Consider the following 16757-nt stretch of genomic DNA (forward strand, 5'->3'; position numbering starts at 1 on the left):
TCGAGGTGCACCTTGTGGCGCTTATTCGGGCGGGATAGCGACCACGACGTGCACCTCGGCGCTCAGGCCGCGAGCGTCTGCTCGCAGGCGAGCAGCGTCACGCCGACGCTCCAGGCGTGCGAGAGCGTCAGCAGCATCCCCTTCGGCTGGAAGCACGCCGTCTGGTAGTACCGCTCGCTGACCATGCCGCGGTAGGCGTTGAAGTCGCCGTCCTCGCGGGCGATGAACTGGCGGAAGCACGCCAGCGTCTCGTCGGCGCGTTCCGCATAGTGCTGGTCGCCGAGAGCTGCCGACAGCTCGCGCAGCTCGGCCGTGCAAACGAGCCCGTAGGCGTGCAGGTGCTGATTCGACGGCGATGCGTTGTCGGCGCCGCGGGTGCGGAAGCCGTACGCCCCGAGCAGGGTGTGCGCCGGGAACGTGACGTCGTACGTGTAGCGGAAGGTCAGCATCCAATCGGCCCCGCGCCGCGCCACATCGAGCCAGTGCCGATCGCCGGTCGCGCGGTGCAGGGCGACGTAGGCCATGACGGCGGCGTAGCCGTCCTCCGAGGTCGGCGCGAGGTCCACGTCCTCGGGGGCGCCGTGGACGAACTCGCGGTCGACGAACTGCTCGTAGTACCTCCCGGCCGCGAGCGCCGCGGGCAGATAGCGCTCGTCGCGTTCGGCGGCCTCCACCAGTGCGGCGATCCAGGTCAGGCCCGACGCGCCCGACCACGACAGCACCTCTCCGGTCTCGGCGTGGTGGACGGAGCCGAGGTTGCCGTCGTCGCGCTGACGGCCGACGACGACATCGAGGTTCGAGCGGATGGCGTGCTCCCATCGCTCGTGCGGGTCGAGCGCCTGCGCACGGACGAGGAACAGCGTCGCCTCGGCCAGGGTGCGCGAGTGCAGCCCGCGCTTCAGCTCGGTCCAGCTCTGCGTCCAGCCGTGGTCGCGGTACCAGACGCCCCAGAAGGTTCCGGAGGGCGACAGGGATGCGGTGATGAAGTCGATGACCTGACGCGCCGCTTCCGCCTCGGCCGGCCGGCCGGCCCGCAGCCCGTGCGCGAGGAGCGCGTACGCCCACGGGATGCCGCTGACCCAGCCGACGTGCATGGCCTGCCGGTCGACGCTGAGCCCGTCCCGGCCGCTGACCTCGCGGTCGAAGCCGACGGTCTCCAGCAGCACGCCGGGGTCGGGATCGTAGTGCCAGTCGAGCAGGCCGGCGGCGGTGAGGTCGGCGGCGCTGGCCACATCCACCCACGGGTTCTCGGTCGTGTGCTCAGCCGCTTCGGCGTGCAGCGCGCGCAGGATCGGGGCGTAGGCGTGGCGGGATGCGTCCAGCGCGAACACGCGCACCGTCAGCTCCACGGTCTCGCCAGGCGCGAAGCGCTGCGTCGCCACGTCGGCCGGCCGCGGGCGGTCGTCGCCGTAGTACGTGACCGGGTACTCGCGGTACGGGAAGCGCAGGCTCACCGTCGCGTCTCCCCACTGCGGGTCGTGCGCGAGCCCGAGCCCGGTGAGTCCGAGCGGGGAGGTCTCGGCCGCGGCGAGCGCGACCCCTCCGCGATCCGGACCCGCCCAGGCGAACACCGCCGGCGTCGCCGCGCGGTCGGCACGGAACTCCCAGGCGTCGCTCACCAAGGCGGCGTGCTGCTCGGGCGTGCTCGCCCCGATCTCGAAGCGCGGGAACGCCCGGGTGTTCTCGGCCGGCCGGTTCTCGCCGTAGAAGGCGCCCGGGATCAGCCACCACGGATCGTCGGCGCCGTGCACCGGAGCCTCCACCAGCACCGACCCGTCGGCCGGCTCCGCGCCGCTGTACGTCACGCGCACCGCAACCTGCCAGCCGGGCTGGGCCTCGCTCCACTCCAGTTGCACCTCGGCCGCCGCGGAAGCGGGACCGACGACGGTCGCCCGGACCTCGGGGCGCGCGCTCACGGCAGTGGGCGCTCGATCAGGTCGACCTCGCGGACCGGCTGGGCCGGGTCGGCCGGCACCACGAAGGTGCGCAACTGCGACGGGCCGAAGTCCTCCTCGATGGTGCGCCCGAGCAGCGGGAGCTCGATGCGCGAGCGCCCGCCCTCGCCGCGCGTCTCGACGGCCCGCACCACCACATCCGCGCCGCCGGGGGCGTCCGTCTCGTCCTCGGTGCCCTTCAGCGCGGTCACCATGACGGCGTCGCCGCCGTCGCTCGCGAACGAGTTCACCGGAGGCAGCATGCCGTCGTGGAACGACTCCTGCATCGCCCGCACCGGGTTGCCGAGCACGAGCGCACGACGGATCGGGTCGGCGTCACGCCAATCGCCCGCGTGCGGCACCAGCTCGTAGCTGAACCGCTGGACGCCCTGATCCTGGAAGGAGTAGATGCCCTCCGGGTCGAGCAGGCGCGGGTCGTGCCACGAGTAGACCGGGCTGCGGACGGCGGTCACGCCGATGCTCGGCTGCTCGCCGTTGTCGGCGGTTCCCGGCGACACGTCGTAGGCGTGCTTGTCGGTCGTGATCACCGTGAGACCGGCGGCGGCGCCGTCGATCGTGCCGGTCAGATCCACCCACGACTGCGCAGGCTCCTCGGCGCCGTCGACCGGGCGCTCCAGGTGACCGAACGGGATCTCGTAGGTCGCCGTCGGGTCGTCGAGCACGGTGGGGAAGCGCAGCTTCAGCAGGTGCGCCTGCTCGCGCCAGTCGAGCGTGACGTTGACCCGCAGCACGGGCGAGTCGTGGTCGAGGATGAGCTCCTCGACCAGAGTGGATGCGCCCCACGCCCGCTCGACCCGGACGCGCGACCGCAGCGGGCCGGTCTCGCGGACCACGATGCGCTTCAGCTCCATCGTCGCGCCCGGCCAGGCGTACGAGATGACCCGGTGGCCCCACGTATCGGTCGGGTCGTCGTTGATCTGGGTGTGCTGGGCGCCGTCGACGCCGGCCATCACATCCACGCCGGTCGCCTTGACCAGGTAGGACGAGATCCAGCCGGTCTCCTGGTCGATGCGGATGCGGACGTGCTCGTTCTCGAGGGTGTCGGCCGTCACGGTCAGGGCATCGGATGCCGCACCCGGGCCGGCACCGGGGCGCAGGCGGTAGAGGCGGTAGCCGAGAGCCGGGACGTCGGCGCGGAACACCACGGCACCGCGCGAGACGTCGTCCGTCGTCGCGGTGGACTGCGAGTTCTGGAAGACGACGGGCTCGCCGTTCTCGTCGACCACGTGCACGCCGGCGCGCTGTGCGCCGTACTGGAAGTCCACATCCACCGACACCGGCCAGGGGTGCGGGTTGAAGACCAGGACCGGCTGGGTGCCGTCTTCCCGGTCGACCTGCACCTGGCGGGCGATGATGTTGTGCGCCCGCGTGATGATGCGCTTCGAGATCGCGACAGCCTCGCCGAGCTGATCGCGTGCGTCGTCGTACGACGGCTCGATCGCCGAACCGGGCAGGATGTCGTGGAACTGGTTGAACAGCACCTGCTTCCAGGCGGTCTCCAGCTGCTCACGCGGGTAGTCGACGCCGTCGGTCGCGGCGACCACCGCCGCCCAGCGCTCGGCATTCAGCACGCCGAACTGCGCGCGACGCTGCCACGCCTTGATGCCGGAGTGCGCCGAATAGCAGCCGGGCGCATGGTGCTGCAGGTCGTCGCGGCGCACCGGGAGGGTGTCGAGGAACGCCTCGCCCCGGCCGAGCACCTCGTCGAAGTACGTGCGCGGTGACGACATCGTCATCCTTCCGAAAGAGCCCATGCGGTCGTAGCGGTGGATCGACTCGATGTTCGCGATCGTGGGGCCGCCGCCGTGGTTGCCCACGCCGTAGAACACCATCGCGGTCGCGTTCTCGCCGAAGCCGACCGTGCGGTCGAGGGAGGCGAGCGCCTTCTCGGTCTGGCCGTCGACCGACCCGGGCGGACTGCAGTACTCGAACGGGATGCGGTAGGCCAGCACGCGCGAGCCGTCGGGCGCCTCCCACCAGAACAGGCTCGGAGCCAGGTCCGACTCGTGCGGGCCAGGCCGCAGGAACGTGTACGAGTCCATCCCCTGGCCGCGCAGGATCTGCGGGAGCATCGCGTTGTGACCGAACGGGTCCACGTTCATCCCGACGGTCGAGGGCTTCCCGAAGCGAGACTCGAGGTAGCGCTGGCCGTACAGACCCTGGCGCACGAAGCTCTCACCCATCGGCATGTTGTTGTCCGGCTCGACCCACCAGCCTCCGACGTTCACCCAGCGGCCCTCGGCGACGCGGCGCTTGATCTGCTCGAACAGCTCGGGGTCGGACTCCTCCACCCAGCTGAGCAGCACGATCTGGTCGCAGGTGAAGACGAAGTCCGGGTACTCCTCCATGCGGTGGATGGCCGACCAGAAGGTCGCGCGGGCCTCCTGGTAGCCCTCCTGCCACGGCCACAGCCACACCGGGTCGAGGTGCGCGTTGCCGATCATGTGGAGGGTGCGCTGCGGGGTCGCCGTCGGGCGCTTCGCGGGCGGGAGGTCGCGTGGCTGGGTGCCGGCGGGCGCGTTCGCGACGGGGGCTTTGCCGTTCGCGTCGGGTGCGCCCGTCTCGCCGGCGACCTCGTTCCCGGATGCGCTCTCGCGCGACTCCTGCGCCGCATCCACCGCGATCTGTTCCGGAGTTTCTCCGCCCACACGCGGCGTGTCGGCCGGAGAAAGTCCGGAATCGACGGCTGCCTGCTCGGGGGTGGTCACAGTGCGTACTCCTCGTCGCCGTCGGCCCATGCGTCCACGATCTCGGAGAGCACGTGGAGCATGAACGTGTGGAATTCCTGGATCCTCGGGGTGGTCGTGGACGGGCTCAGCAGCGCGTAGTCGGCGAACTGCTTCGCCGGGCCGCCGTCGCCTCCGCCGAACAGCACCGTCGTGGCGCCGACCGACTTCGCCGCTTCGAGCGCTGAGACGATGTTCGCACTCCGTCCGCTCGTCGTGAAGGCCGCCACGACGTCGCCCGGGCGGGCGAGGCCGAGCACCTGGCGCGAGAAGACGTCGTCGTACGAGTAGTCGTTGGCGATGCAGGTCATCGTCGTCGGGTCGGTGCTGAGCGTGACCGCGCCGAGCGGCCGGCGGTCGCGCTTGTAGTGCCCGATGATCTCACCGGTGAAGTGCTGCGCATCCGCCGCGCTTCCGCCGTTGCCGAACGTGTACAGGATGCCGCGCTCGGCGAACGCATCGCAGAGCAGCTTCCCGACCTCACGCAGGGCCGGCAGCAGTGCCTCGCCCTGCTCGGCGACCTGGATGTGCGCCTCCAGCTGCTGTCGCATCCACTCAGCCACGGTGGTCTCCCTTCCGGACGCCTGCGCCCGCACCGGCGAGCTGGTCGAGGCGGTCGAACGCGACGGCGCCGGCGCCGACGACGCAGACGACGTCGCCCAGCGCGGCGAGCACGACGGTGGATGCGGCCGCGGCTGGCGGCATGGCGTCAGCAGCGACGCGCTCGCGCACGGGCACGAGCAGGGCGTCGCCGGAGCGGGTCACCCCGCCGCCGAGCACGACGAGGTCGGGCTCGAAGACGTTGACGAGATCGGTGAGGGCGACGGAGAGCACGTCGACCGTCTCGTCCCAAAGCTCGACGGCGAGGGCGTCGCCGTCGGCGGCGGCTGCGACCACATCCTCCGCCCGAACGACGGGCAGCTGGGCGAGCGTGGAGCCGGCGCCGCGCTCGGCGACGGCCTCGCGGGCGCGCTGGGCGATGGACGTGCCGGAAGCGTATCCCTCGAGGCACCCGCGCCGCCCGCACAGGCACGGGCGGCCGCCGGTGCGGACCATCACGTGGCCGAACTCGCCGCCGTTGCCGGCCGCTCCGCGGTGCAGGCGACCGTCGATGACTGCGCCGCCGCCGATGCCGGTGGAGATCGTCAGGTAGACCATGGTGTCGGCGTCGCGTGCGGCACCATAGCGGAACTCACCGAGGGCGCCGGCGGTCGCGTCGTTCTCGAGCACGGCCGGGATGCCGAACTCGCGCTCGGCGAGCTCGACGATCGGCAGGTCGATCCAACCGGGGAGGTGCAGCGGGCCGGTCAGCACACCGGCCTTGGCGTCGAGCGGACCGCCGCAGGAGATGCCGACCGCCTCCACCTCGAGGCCGGATTCGGCGATCGCGCGATGACCCATGTCGAACAGCCTGGGAACGATCGCACCCGGGCCCTCCTCCCGACGAGTGGGTTCGACGATCAGTGCGTGGGTTCGTCCGTCTTCCGTGACAACACCGACGGCGAGCTTCGTGCCGCCGATGTCGAGCGAGAGGACGGCGCGGAGGCCGTTTGCCATCATGTCCTTCCGAGGGTGCACGACCGCGCCAGCGTCGGTGGATCGTGTGGGATCGTTCCCACAGATACTAGGACGCCGCGGGCAGGCGGGTCAACACGGCACGTTCGCTGAGCGCGTCCGCGGCCGCCACTCACAGCCCGAGCACCTCGCGAGATTCGGGGATTGCGCACCACGCTGCGTCGCGCTAACGTACAACCAAATGGTTGTAGATGAGTTGACGGACGCAGAGGTCGATCGCATCTTCCAGGCACTGGCGGATGCGACCCGGCGGGATATCGTCGCGCGGTCGCTGCAGGGGGAGCACTCGGTGAGCGAGCTCGCCCGGCGGTACGACATGAGCTTCGCCGCCGTGCAGAAGCACGTCGCCGTGCTCGAGCGGGCCGGCCTCGTCCGGAAGCGGAGCCGCGGCCGCGAGCGCGTCGTCTCGGGCGACCCGGAGACGATCCGGCGGGCGTCCCGGCTGCTCGACGCCTATGAGGAGATCTGGCGCCGTCGCGATCGCGCCATCGACGGCATCCTCGCCGAGGAGGCCCGAACCACGCTGAGCACCACCGAACCAGAAAGGAACGAGCGATGACCTTCATCGAGTCGAACAAGGACGTGGATGCGCTGACGCTCACGTTCGTCACCGAGTACGACGCGCCGTTGGAGCGCGTGTGGCAGCTGTGGTCCGACCCGCGCCAGCTGGAGCGGTGGTGGGGACCGCCGACCTGGCCGGCCACGTTCGAGGTGTTCGAGTTCGAGCCGGCGGGACGGGCGACCTACTACATGACCGGACCGGACGGGACGAAGGCCCGGGGCTGGTGGCGGTTCGTGGAGATCGAGCCGCCGGTGCGCCTTTCGCTCGACGACGGCTTCGCCGACGACGACGGCAACCCGGCGCCCGGGGAGCCCGTCCGGATGACGACCACGCTAGAGGAGCGCGACGGCCGCACCCGCATGACGCAGCTCGCCCGCTTCGCGAGCACGCAGCAGCTCGACGAGATGGTCGCCATGGGCATGGAAGAGGGCATGCGCGAGGCCGTCTCTCAGATCGACGACCTCCTCGCCGCCGACCTCACCCGCTGACGCCTCCCATCCCCCGTCGAGTACACACAAATTGCACGCCCAGAGCACCTCGGGCGTGCAATGTGTGCGTACTCGACGGGGGGCGGAGAAGGGCGAGAGGCGGAGGCGCGCGCGAGGTCAGGGGGCGTCGAGGAAGGCGAGGAGGTGCGGCAGCGTGCGGCGGAGCGGGCCCGGGTCGCCCGCGGCGGCGAGACGCTCGCCCAGGTAGTCGCCGTGGATGCCGGGGACGATCAGCAGACGGGCGTTCGGGAGCAGCGACGCCAGCTCGACGAAGTGTTCCGCCCGCACCACGTCCCGATCCGCCCCGACCACGAGCGTCGGCGCGGACACGGAGGCGAGGAGCTCGTCGGGGAAGTCCTCGAACCCGAGCATCAGCTCGCGGTCGAGATCGAACATCCGTCGCGCGTGCTCGGGGTCGCGGCTGACCGCGAGGTCGGCCTCCCGGTACGGCGCGGGCAGGTCGTCGAACGTCCCGGCGGCGAGGCCGTCCCAGAAGCCGTCCACCATCCCGACTCGATGCACCGGGGCCGAGGCCGCGATCAGCCGCCGCACCGCGGACGGATGCCGCGCCGCCAGCTGCAGAGCGACCTGGCCTCCGTTGCTGAAGCCGAGCACATCCACCGGGCCCAGCCGGAGCTCGCCCAGCACGGCCGCGACATCATCCGCGGAGCCTTCGAAGCTCGCCGGACGGTCACCCGAGGTCGTCCGGCCGTGCCCCTGCAGCTCGACCGCGAGCACCGACCGGGTCGGCGCGAGCAGCGGCAGCAGCATCCCCCAGTTCGACTCGATCGTGGACCCGCCGCCGTGGATCAACAGCAGCGGTGGATGCGGAGAGTCCGGGTCGCCGTGCCATTCGCGATACAGGGGGATGCGGTCCACGCCCGCAGGTTAGCGGAGGGCCGTCGGGGTGTCGAGAGCGGAGAGCGGTGCCACGGTGTCGACGACGGCATCCCCCGCCTGGCCGTAGCGCGCGGCGCCGATCGTGACGTCCGCGGCGATCCGCTGCCGTTTGCGGACGTCGGCCGTCGCCCGGACCGAGAACCGCAGCCGCACGGTCTCCCCCGCTCCCGCCACCACTGACGCGGCGTCCGGGTCGCTCCAGCCCGCGGGCGTCACCAGCCGCGCCACCACCTCGCGCGGCTCGTCGTAGGCGTTGACGACGACGACCTCGTACTCGAGCTCCGCGCCCGGGGCCACGCGCTGATAGAACGGCTCCACCAGCACCAGGTTGCCGTCGGCGGGCGGCAGCATCCCGTCGTCCGGCAGGAGTCCGTCGTGGATGGCGGCCAGCTCGTCGCCCTGCTCGGTCAGCAGCTGCAGGTAGTCCTCGTCCACCTCGCGACCCTGCCAGTGCCCGGTGATCATGAGACCGGGGGCGACACGGCGGTAGAGGGCTGCGCTCTGGATGAAGTCGTCACGCCGGAACCGGTTGCGGTACTGGTAGTTGAGGATCTCGCGCTGCACCCCGAGCCGCCCCTCCGCCGTCTGCTGGTCGCCGGTGGCGAGCACCCGCAGGCCGTCCACCTCGAACTCGAACGCCGCGGCGTAGAGGGTGTGGCCGGGCAGTTCGTGCGTGACGATCTCGTACTCCTGCCAGCGCACCGTCTCGCCGAGCCCGAGCACCCGGTCGGCCGGGATGGGCTCGAACCACTGGCACGGAAGGTCGGTGCGCATCGGGTCGGCCATGATCGGCGCGACGTTCTCGGGCAGCCACACCTCGGTGCCCTCCACGTCGCGCAGCAGGTTCAGCCCGGCGATGTGGTCGTCGTGATAGTGGGTGCCGAGCACGACCTCCACCGACGTCACCCCGAAGTCGCGCTTGAGCGCCGGGATCGACGCCAGCCAGGGGCGCCGGGCGGCACGGTCGGTGCCCGCGGGCCAGCCGGTCGACATGTCGTACCCGTAGTCGATGAACAGCGCGGCGCCGGAGTCGCTGAGCAGCACATACACGCACGAGTTGGCGGTGCGGTTGAGCAGCAGGTGGTCGGTGAGGCGGACGAAGGGACGCTCCAGCCAGTCGCGCAGATCCCACGGGTGCGTGCGCCGCGAGTCGACGTAGCCGCTCATGCGGGTGGCCAGCTGGTCGAGCGCGTCGACGGCCTCGGGCATGGGCTCGCCGTGCGACGGGAGCAGGATGGTCGGCTCCTCCTCCTGCAGCAGCAGGCACGAGAGCACGTTCATCGCCGGGCCCTCGCTCTCGGTGTACGACCACTGCGTCGCGGCCAGCGACCACACCTTGCCCGGCGCGTAGATGAGGTCGCCCGTGAAAGCGACGCGCGCATCCCCGCTGTCGACGAGGTAGGTGACCGACCCCATGGTGTGGCCGGGCGTCGGGATGGTCTTCACGTCGACGCCGCCGAACCGCGCGGTGCGGTACTCGGGAACGGTCCCGGCGATCGGCACGGGGTCGAGCAGGGAGAAGCGGTCCTGGCGCAGGTTGTAGTCGTTGTACAGCGCGCGGGCCGACCACATCTCGTCGACGCGGGCGAAGAGGTCCTGCTCGACCGGGGGCACGAAGATCGGGATGCCGGCCTCGACCGCGCGCGGAAGGCCCTGCCCCTGGTCGCGATGGTGGTGCGTCATGAGCACCGCGTCGAGCGTCTCGAGCCCCAGCTCGGCGAGGTGGTCGAGCACGTCGCCGGAGCCGAAGTCGATCGCAATGGCGCCGGAGCGTCTCGCGCCGGAACGCGCACCGCCGGCCGAATCGGCCGGCGGGATCAACACGTACACGTTGCACGTATCCGTGAACCGGTGGACGCCCGGGGCGACCTCGGTGAACGCGCTCATACGGCGGACGGCTCCTTCTCGGCGGGTTCGCCTGCGAGGCTCGCACGGGCGGCACGGTACGCACTCCAGAGGCCGGCGATCTCATCTAGGTCGGCGTCGGTCACCGCCTCGCGGCTGTTGTCGATGGACTCCACGTAGTACAGCGCCGGAACACCGAGCTCGGGCTGGATGCGCGAGTAGGCGAGCCACTCGTCGCGGTTCGGCATCGGCCACTGGTCGGTATCGATCGGGTGGCCGGGGAGGGCGGCCGCGGCGATGTCGTGCCGGTAGCGCAGCTGGTCGCCGACGGGCACCGGGTCGCCGTGGACGGAGTCCTCGAGAACGTCGTTGAGGCGCACCATGTCGGTGACACCGGAGAACGAGGGATGCACGGTGTGCGTGACGACCAGCGCATCCGGCTTGACCGCCTTGGCCGCTTCGTGGATGGTCGCGATGATCGTGTGGAGGGCGCTGATGCCCCACACGTCGTCGCCGTGCGTGCGGAGGGTGACACCGGACGGCGCGCGCTGGGTGAAGTCGACCTTGAAGCCGTCGGCGTCGAGTCCGTCGGCGGAGAGCATCCCCGTGACCTGCTCCCGCAGCGCGTCGAGGTAGGCCGGGTTCGACGGGTCGACGGCCACCGGGCGCCCGAACGCGTCGCGCACCGTCAGCTCCGGCGGCAGCCCTGCCGGGTCCCACGCTTTGAACCACAGCAGGACGCGCTGGCCGGCGGCGTGGCGCGCGTCGATCCAGCCGCGGAGGTCCGGCCACTTCTCGGTGTCGACCGCGTTGGTGCCGTAGTCGGCCTGCCAGCGGTCGTCGATGACGACGGTGCCCGGGTGGATGTCGCGCTCGGCGAGGCGGTTCAGCCAGCGGTCGTAGAGGTACTGGCGGGCGAGGTCGGGGGCGAAGGCGGCGCCCGCCGGGAGCACGAACCCGTCCGCGTTGTCGGTCGCGAGAGCTTCACCCTCGTGGCTCATCCGCACCGCGAGCGCGCACTGCGCGCCCCAGCCGCAGAAGATCGGTTCGTGCCACCACTCGGCACCGACGCTCGGCTCCTCGGCCCAGCCGCGTTCGAGCAGGTCGTCGCGGTAGTCGCGGATGAGGCTCAGCGGTGCGCCGCCGGGCCGCAGCACGAAGTCGGGAGACACCCAACCGCCCGCGCGGACCCGCGTGTGGCCCTCGTACGTGAGCCGGAAGAGGAAGCCGCCGTCGATGACGTCGTAGCGGAACGTGGTGAAGCCCAGCTGCGCGATCGGTGCGACGACGGAGACGCCGAGCCAGTCGCCGACCGGCATGTCGGTCGGTCCGTGCGGCGCGTCCGGCGCGATCGACGGCCGGCCGAGGCCGAACACCAGCGGGGGCGGCGAGAAGATCCCGTGCAGACGTCCCGGTTCCGCGTCGCCCACGACGCCGAGCTGCGCCGGGGTGTTGGAGGCGCGGACGACCTGGATGGGCTCGGTCGGCGTCGGCACGAACACGGACGGGAAGCGGATGCCCGAGCGGAACGTGCCGGCCGCACCCGACGGCAGGGCCGCCTGGCCGCCGAACATCGTCAGGTCGGTGATGCGCGCATCGTCGTCCTCCGTCGTCACCTCGACGCGGGCGCGCACCTCGGAGGGCGTGCAGTGCAGGACGACGGCCTTGGTCGCCCAGGCGCTGGAGTCGGTGAGCACCGTGATGCGGACTGTGCCGTCCTCCTGCTCCTCCACCGTGACCGCGGTCGGGCCGGACGACTCGTCGGGGAGGCCGACGCGATCGACGCTCGCGAGCAGCGACAGATCGCTCCAGAGCTCCCCGTCCAGGCCGGCGATGGTCGCGCGTGGGCGGGTCAGCGCGACGCCGAGCGTGTACGCGGGCGCGACGAGGACGACCTCGGTCGCGCTGCGGGTGACGGTGATGTCCTGGATGGTCTGCATGGTCCTCGGTGGGGGAAGAGGGATCAGAGAGAAGCGAGCGCGGGTACGGAGTCGGCGGTGAGCTGGCCGCCGGCACCCGCGATGCGGATGCGGAATTCGGGTTCGGGGGCGAACGAGACGGTGAGGGTCGTGCGCTCGTCGCCGAGCACCCACTCGAGGTCGAGCGAGCCGTCCGAATCCACACGGTAGCGGAACTCGCCCGTGAAAGCCGGATGCGTCGAGCGCAGACGGACGAGCGCGAGTTGCGCGCGGGTCACCTCGCTCGCGAGCGCCGCCTCCACCTCGTCGGGCGTGTACACGTGACGGTTGACATCGCGGCCCTGGCCGGTGCGCTGGAAGAGCGCCACGTCATCCAGACCGCCGAACAGCCCGACGTAGTACAGCTGCGGTTTGCCGGGCAGCCAGAGCTGCACCGCCCGGGCGAGCAGGTAGCTGCGCGCGTCGGCGCCCAAGGCGGAGAAGAACGTCGCGTTGATCTGGTGCGGAAGGCTCATCCAGGCGGGGATGACGGACGCGACGGTCGAGTGCCCGCCGGTCGCGACGGCGGCGCGCTCGAAGATGGCGGCCATCTCGCCCTGGTCGATGAGTCCCGGCCGGTCGCCGGAGGGTCCCGCGTCGATGATGCCGATGCCGTCGTGGGTGTCGAGCACGGTGATCGCGTTCTGCGGGCGGATGCGCATCCACTCGACGAGGCGATCGGAGGTGCCCGTGCCCAGGCTGTGGAGCAGCAGCGGGGCGAGCGCGAAGTCGTAGACGTAATCGACGAGCGGGGCGATGGCGAGCTGCTGCGTGTAGTGGGCGTGCACTTCAACGAGCACACGGAGCCCCTCGTCGCGCGCCATCGCGACGATCTCGCGGACGAACTCCAGCGTCTCGGGCGTCATGAAGCTGTCGGTGCCGGGTGTCTTGACCGCGTAGCCGACCGCGTCGAGACGGACCGTGGTGACGCCGCCCGACCGCAGGGTCGCGAGGATGCGGCGCAGATACGCGCGGGCGCGGTCGTTGGCCACATCCAGGTCGACCTGGGTCGGCATGAAGGTGGTCCACACCAGCCGGCGGCGGCCGTCCGCTATCCGGTACGCCGTGAACGGCAGACCGGGCCGCGGGCGGTAGAACGCCGTGATGCCGTCCTCGGTCGCGCCGTCGGGGAAGACCGCGTCGAAGGTGAGGAACATCCCGTCATGCGGGGACTCGTCGCCGTTCGCCAGCCAGTCCACGAACTCTTCCGAGTCGCTCGACACGTGGTTGACGATCAGGTCGGCGGTCACCTCGCGCTCCGCAGCGAGGGCGCGCACGTCGTCCCAGGTGCCCAGGCGCGGGTCGACCGCGCCGTGGTCGATGGGGTCGAAGCCCGCGTCGGCGCCGTCGAAGGGCACGAAGAACGGCAGGATGTGCACCCCGGCGAAATCACGCAGCGAGCCCTCGAGCAGGGCGCGCAGGCGGGGCAGGTCGCCGCCGAGGCGGTCGGCGTAGGCGAGCAGGTCGACGCCGGTCATGCGCGGGCTCCGTCCGTCGGCCCGTCCGCCGGGCCCGCCGCGGCGGAGGTACCGCCGGACCCGGGAGGCGCCGGCCGGTTCGCGCTGGCGTCCGGCGTTCCCGGGTCCGACGGGGTCAGGGCCTCCCGCAAGCCGGCGACGCCGCCGGCCGGGGAGGTGAGCACGGGGAGGTCGACGCCGGCCGATTCGGTGGCAGGGGCCATGGAGGCCTGGGCGAGGACGAGGACGGAGGCCGTTCCGCTCTCCGCGAGCCGGCGCACCTCGTCGGCGATGAGCCGGTCGTGGGTCGCCTGGTCGCCGGCGGCCCGTGCGGCCGCAGCGCCCTCGACGACCGTCGCGGTGACGTCGACCGCGACGCCGCGCGCCGCCGCCTCCCGCTCGATCAGCCGGGTGGTCGGCCCGAGTGTCGCGGTGTTCGTCGCGAGCACCGCGATCCCCCCAGCCGCCAGCTCCTGAGTTTTTCCGCCCTCGGACGGCGTTTCAGGGCGAAAAACTCCGGAGCTGTGGGCGTGGGCGGGGGCGGATGCGGCGGCGAGGCGGACGGACTCGGCGGCCATGGCGGCGTCGACTCGGATGACGGGGATGCGGAGCGCGGCGGCCGCCTCCTCCGCGGCCTCGCCGATCGACGAGCAGGTCACGAGCACGGCGTCGGCGCCGGACTCGGCGAGATGACGGAGGTGCCCGGCGACGCGCTCGCGCACCGCGGGGGTGACGCCCTCGGCGATGGCGGTCTCGAGCATCCACGCGTCGACGACATGCTCACGCGAGGCACCGGGGACGGCATCGGCGACGAGCGCGTCGAACGTCGGCGCGAGCGCCGGGACGGTGTGCAGCAGCCCCGCGATCATCACGCCTCCCGCCACGGCCGGGCCTCGCGGTCGACGACCTCGATGAGCGCTTCGAGACGCGGGACCGACAACTCGCGCAGAGCCGACGGCACGTCGTCGCGGCCGACGACGTCGCTCCACAGGGCACGTCCGGCGAGGAAGCCGCTCGCACCCGCCCGGCAGGCCGCCTCGACCGCGGGCAGGAACGCCGGCCGGTCGACACCCTGCGAGAGCACGACCCACGGCCCGGTGATCGCGGCGTTGAGCTTCTCGCTCGCGTCGCGCTGCGCGGCTTCGTCACCTGTGCCCGACATCGGCACCTGCACCTTGTACAGGCTCTGGCCGAGCGGCGACAGCTCCTCCGCCGCCTCGCGGATGGCGACATCCAGCTCCCAGGTGCCCGCGTCGAGCTCCTCCGGGGTGGCCCGGACGACCGGCTCCAGCACGGAGAGCACGCCCCGCGCACGGCACTCGGCGACGAACCGCTCGACCAGCCGGACGCGCTGCTCGCGCTTGGCGTCGCGCCGCCAGATCACGAGCAGCTTCAGCGCGGAGACGCCGGCCAGATCGGTCTGGTCGAGGACGACCTCGTCGAGTGCGGTCTCCTCGACCGGACCGCCGTCCTCCTGCGTGAGGGCGTCGGCGGCGAGGATGAGGCCCGTCTCTGCGGGCAGCGCGTCGCGCACGGCCTCGAACCCGTAGTGCCGGTCGATCAGGAAGCCGGACGCCAGCGGGCCGAGCGCCTCGGCTACGTCGAGCTTGAACCGGATGAGCACGTCATCGGCCGGGCGTCCGGCGCCCGCCAGGTCGAACATGTGGCGGAGGCTCTCGCGCTGATCCATCGCGACCATCGCGAGGCCGCCGCTGGGGCGGGCGATGGCGTCGAGGTCGAGCGCCGGACGGGAGGTGGTGTCGGTCATGCGTGTTCCTTGTCGTGGAGCGTGGCCGCGCGCACGAAGGCGTCCAGCAGTGCTGGATCGCCCGCGGACGCGGCGCTGTCGGCGCTGCGCAGGGGCAGCGAGGTCGTGAGGCCGGTGACGCGGAGGGCGGCCAGCATGGCGGCGCCGGTGGCGACCGGCTCCGCAGCGTCCGCGCGACGCAACGCGCCGGGGACGAAACGCTGCTTGAGCCGCCACCAGGCACCGTTGGCCGCACCCGGACCGCCGAGCACGGCGAGGTCGGCGGAACGCGGGCCGGCGAGGTCGGTCTGGGCCGCATCCATCCACGCCAGCTGCAGCGCGAGTCCGGCGAGCACCGCGGTCAGCGTCGCTGCGGGGTCGGCCAGCCCGGTGGATGCGGTGCCCGCGTCGCCCGCGGAGGCGAGCTCGACGAGGCGCAGCGTCGCGGCGGGGTCCGGCGCGGGCGACTGACGCCCGCGGAGGTAGGGCAGCAGGACGGCCTCGACCGGGCCGCCCGCGAGCCCGAGTGCCTGCTCCTGAACGTCGTGGCGATCGGCCCCGGGCAGCAGCTCGGCGAACGCCCATTCCACCAGCGCACCGGCGGTGGGATTGCCCGCCAGCAGCGTCTCGTGGGCGCCGTCCACGGTGCGCGCGAGGCTCATCCCGTGGTGGCGCGCGCCCTGCCGGGAGACGTCGTCGGCGACCCGCAGCAGCGCCTCGGCGGTGCCGACCGAGTCGGCGGCCTGGCCGGGTTCGCGGACTCCCGCGGCCCAGGCGCCGACGGTGTGGTCGTGGCCGGCGACGACCACGGGCAGCCCGGCCGGGAGGCCAAGCGCGGCGGCGGCCGAGGCCGTCAAAGTCCCGGCGATAGCGCCCGGCTCGACGACGCGCGGGAAGCGCTCAGGGGTCACGCCGGCGAGCGCGAGCAGCTCCAGGTCGAAGGATGCGGCGAGCGCTCCCCCGCGCTCGGGCAGGCGATACGCCATGGTGCGGGCGGCGAGCGTGTGGTCCGTGGCCGCCTCTCCGGTGAGCGCCTCGACGATCAGCGCGTCGGCGCCGCGCCAGCGCGCGTCGCCGAGCCGCGCATCCCCGTCTGCCGCCAGCCGCAGCCAGTGCGTCAGCGGCGACTTGGCCGGGGCGGGCACGCCGGTCGCCGCGTACAGCGCTTCGGCGCCGGCGGCCGCGACCAGGCGGTCGGCGGTCGCCGTGTCTCCGTCGGCCCAGCGAAGGAGGTCGCCCTGGGGGCGTCCGTCCGGGGCGACCAGGCAGCCGGTCTCGCCCATCGAGGCCACGCCGAGCGCGGCGATCGGGTACGGGCTGTCGGCGGCGATCTCCCGGATCGCCCCCAGCACGACCGCCTGGAGCCCCGCGCCGTTTCCGGGCGTCGGGACGGTCAGCGTCCGCTCTTCCCGCACGGAATCACCCAGCAGCGCCAGGACCACCTTGGTGTTGGTGGTGCCGACGTCCACGCCGAGGGCGGCGAGAGAGGCGGAGGTCACGTGCTCCATTCTGTTCACTTCTGAACATTCACGTCAAGATTTGTG

At 72.2% G+C, this 16757-nt stretch carries 13 protein-coding genes; 2 read left to right on the top strand and 11 right to left on the bottom strand.

The annotated features are described in order from the left end of the window. Window positions 1-62 precede the first annotated feature (62 nt). Genes J2Y42_RS03970 through J2Y42_RS03985 form a run of 4 tightly spaced genes read right to left on the bottom strand, consistent with a single transcriptional unit; the run spans window position 63 to window position 6241 of the window. Window positions 63-1916: a hypothetical protein gene (locus J2Y42_RS03970; protein WP_309855247.1), complete on the bottom strand. Its 1854-nt coding sequence runs from the start codon at window positions 1914-1916 to the stop codon at window positions 63-65. Then, window positions 1913-4663 (bottom strand): glycoside hydrolase family 38 C-terminal domain-containing protein, encoded by a 2751-nt coding sequence (locus J2Y42_RS03975; RefSeq protein WP_309855249.1) that lies wholly within the window; start codon window positions 4661-4663, stop codon window positions 1913-1915. Before J2Y42_RS03975 ends, J2Y42_RS03970 begins: the two co-directional genes overlap by 4 nt. Beyond that, the gene (locus tag J2Y42_RS03980; protein ID WP_309855251.1) at window positions 4660-5244 is read right to left on the bottom strand and encodes an SIS domain-containing protein; all 585 of its coding nucleotides are present in this window, start codon (window positions 5242-5244) and stop codon (window positions 4660-4662) included. Before J2Y42_RS03980 ends, J2Y42_RS03975 begins: the two co-directional genes overlap by 4 nt. After that, window positions 5237-6241 carry an ROK family protein gene (locus tag J2Y42_RS03985; protein ID WP_020076289.1) on the bottom strand — a complete coding sequence of 335 codons (1005 nt, stop codon included), beginning with the start codon at window positions 6239-6241 and terminating at the stop codon, window positions 5237-5239. The genes J2Y42_RS03980 and J2Y42_RS03985 overlap by 8 nt, the downstream gene beginning before the upstream one ends. A gap of 196 nt (window positions 6242-6437) precedes the next feature. On the opposite strand from J2Y42_RS03985, the gene J2Y42_RS03990 reads away from it, so the two are divergent. Both J2Y42_RS03990 and J2Y42_RS03995 read left to right on the top strand, forming a co-directional pair. Next, window positions 6438-6815 (top strand): metalloregulator ArsR/SmtB family transcription factor, encoded by a 378-nt coding sequence (locus tag J2Y42_RS03990; protein ID WP_309855252.1) that lies wholly within the window; start codon window positions 6438-6440, stop codon window positions 6813-6815. Continuing rightward, a complete protein-coding gene (locus tag J2Y42_RS03995) occupies window positions 6812-7306 on the top strand; it encodes an SRPBCC domain-containing protein (protein WP_309855253.1) in 495 nt (164 codons plus the stop codon). The genes J2Y42_RS03990 and J2Y42_RS03995 overlap by 4 nt, the downstream gene beginning before the upstream one ends. 117 nt (window positions 7307-7423) lie before the next feature. Here J2Y42_RS03995 and J2Y42_RS04000 read toward each other — a convergent pair whose 3' ends face one another. Genes J2Y42_RS04000 through J2Y42_RS04030 form a run of 7 tightly spaced genes read right to left on the bottom strand, consistent with a single transcriptional unit; the run spans window position 7424 to window position 16721 of the window. Next, window positions 7424-8185 carry an alpha/beta fold hydrolase gene (locus J2Y42_RS04000; protein ID WP_309855255.1) on the bottom strand — a complete coding sequence of 254 codons (762 nt, stop codon included), beginning with the start codon at window positions 8183-8185 and terminating at the stop codon, window positions 7424-7426. Between the two features lie 9 nt (window positions 8186-8194). After that, window positions 8195-10093 (bottom strand): MBL fold metallo-hydrolase, encoded by a 1899-nt coding sequence (locus J2Y42_RS04005; protein WP_309855257.1) that lies wholly within the window; start codon window positions 10091-10093, stop codon window positions 8195-8197. After that, window positions 10090-11991, bottom strand: coding sequence for a hypothetical protein (locus J2Y42_RS04010; RefSeq protein ID WP_309855259.1), 1902 nt, complete (start codon window positions 11989-11991; stop codon window positions 10090-10092). Before J2Y42_RS04010 ends, J2Y42_RS04005 begins: the two co-directional genes overlap by 4 nt. Window positions 11992-12014: 23 nt before the next feature. Next, window positions 12015-13487, bottom strand: coding sequence for a sucrose phosphorylase (gene gtfA / locus J2Y42_RS04015; RefSeq protein WP_309855261.1), 1473 nt, complete (start codon window positions 13485-13487; stop codon window positions 12015-12017). After that, a complete protein-coding gene (locus J2Y42_RS04020; RefSeq protein WP_309858013.1) occupies window positions 13484-14335 on the bottom strand; it encodes a hypothetical protein in 852 nt (283 codons plus the stop codon). Before J2Y42_RS04020 ends, gtfA begins: the two co-directional genes overlap by 4 nt. Continuing rightward, window positions 14335-15234, bottom strand: a complete 900-nt coding sequence (locus tag J2Y42_RS04025) for a hypothetical protein (protein ID WP_309855262.1) — start codon at window positions 15232-15234, stop codon at window positions 14335-14337. The genes J2Y42_RS04020 and J2Y42_RS04025 overlap by 1 nt, the downstream gene beginning before the upstream one ends. Then, window positions 15231-16721: an FGGY family carbohydrate kinase gene (locus J2Y42_RS04030; RefSeq protein WP_309855263.1), complete on the bottom strand. Its 1491-nt coding sequence runs from the start codon at window positions 16719-16721 to the stop codon at window positions 15231-15233. The genes J2Y42_RS04025 and J2Y42_RS04030 overlap by 4 nt, the downstream gene beginning before the upstream one ends. Window positions 16722-16757: the final 36 nt, after the last annotated feature.

The sequence above is a fragment of the Leifsonia sp. 1010 genome (assembly GCF_031455295.1).
Lineage (GTDB): Bacteria > Actinomycetota > Actinomycetes > Actinomycetales > Microbacteriaceae > Leifsonia.

What these genes read in the sequence shown, in the direction of transcription:
- J2Y42_RS03985 (WP_020076289.1), bottom strand. Translation starts at nt 6,241, where the DNA reads ATGATGGCAAACGGCCTCCGCGCCGTCCTCTCGCTCGACATCGGCGGC.
- J2Y42_RS03990 (WP_309855252.1), top strand. Translation starts at nt 6,438, where the DNA reads ATGGTTGTAGATGAGTTGACGGACGCAGAGGTCGATCGCATCTTCCAG.
- J2Y42_RS03995 (WP_309855253.1), top strand. Translation starts at nt 6,812, where the DNA reads ATGACCTTCATCGAGTCGAACAAGGACGTGGATGCGCTGACGCTCACG.
- J2Y42_RS04005 (WP_309855257.1), bottom strand. Translation starts at nt 10,093, where the DNA reads ATGAGCGCGTTCACCGAGGTCGCCCCGGGCGTCCACCGGTTCACGGAT.
- J2Y42_RS04010 (WP_309855259.1), bottom strand. Translation starts at nt 11,991, where the DNA reads ATGCAGACCATCCAGGACATCACCGTCACCCGCAGCGCGACCGAGGTC.
- gtfA (WP_309855261.1), bottom strand. Translation starts at nt 13,487, where the DNA reads ATGACCGGCGTCGACCTGCTCGCCTACGCCGACCGCCTCGGCGGCGAC.
- J2Y42_RS04020 (WP_309858013.1), bottom strand. Translation starts at nt 14,335, where the DNA reads ATGATCGCGGGGCTGCTGCACACCGTCCCGGCGCTCGCGCCGACGTTC.
- J2Y42_RS04025 (WP_309855262.1), bottom strand. Translation starts at nt 15,234, where the DNA reads ATGACCGACACCACCTCCCGTCCGGCGCTCGACCTCGACGCCATCGCC.
- J2Y42_RS04030 (WP_309855263.1), bottom strand. Translation starts at nt 16,721, where the DNA reads ATGGAGCACGTGACCTCCGCCTCTCTCGCCGCCCTCGGCGTGGACGTC.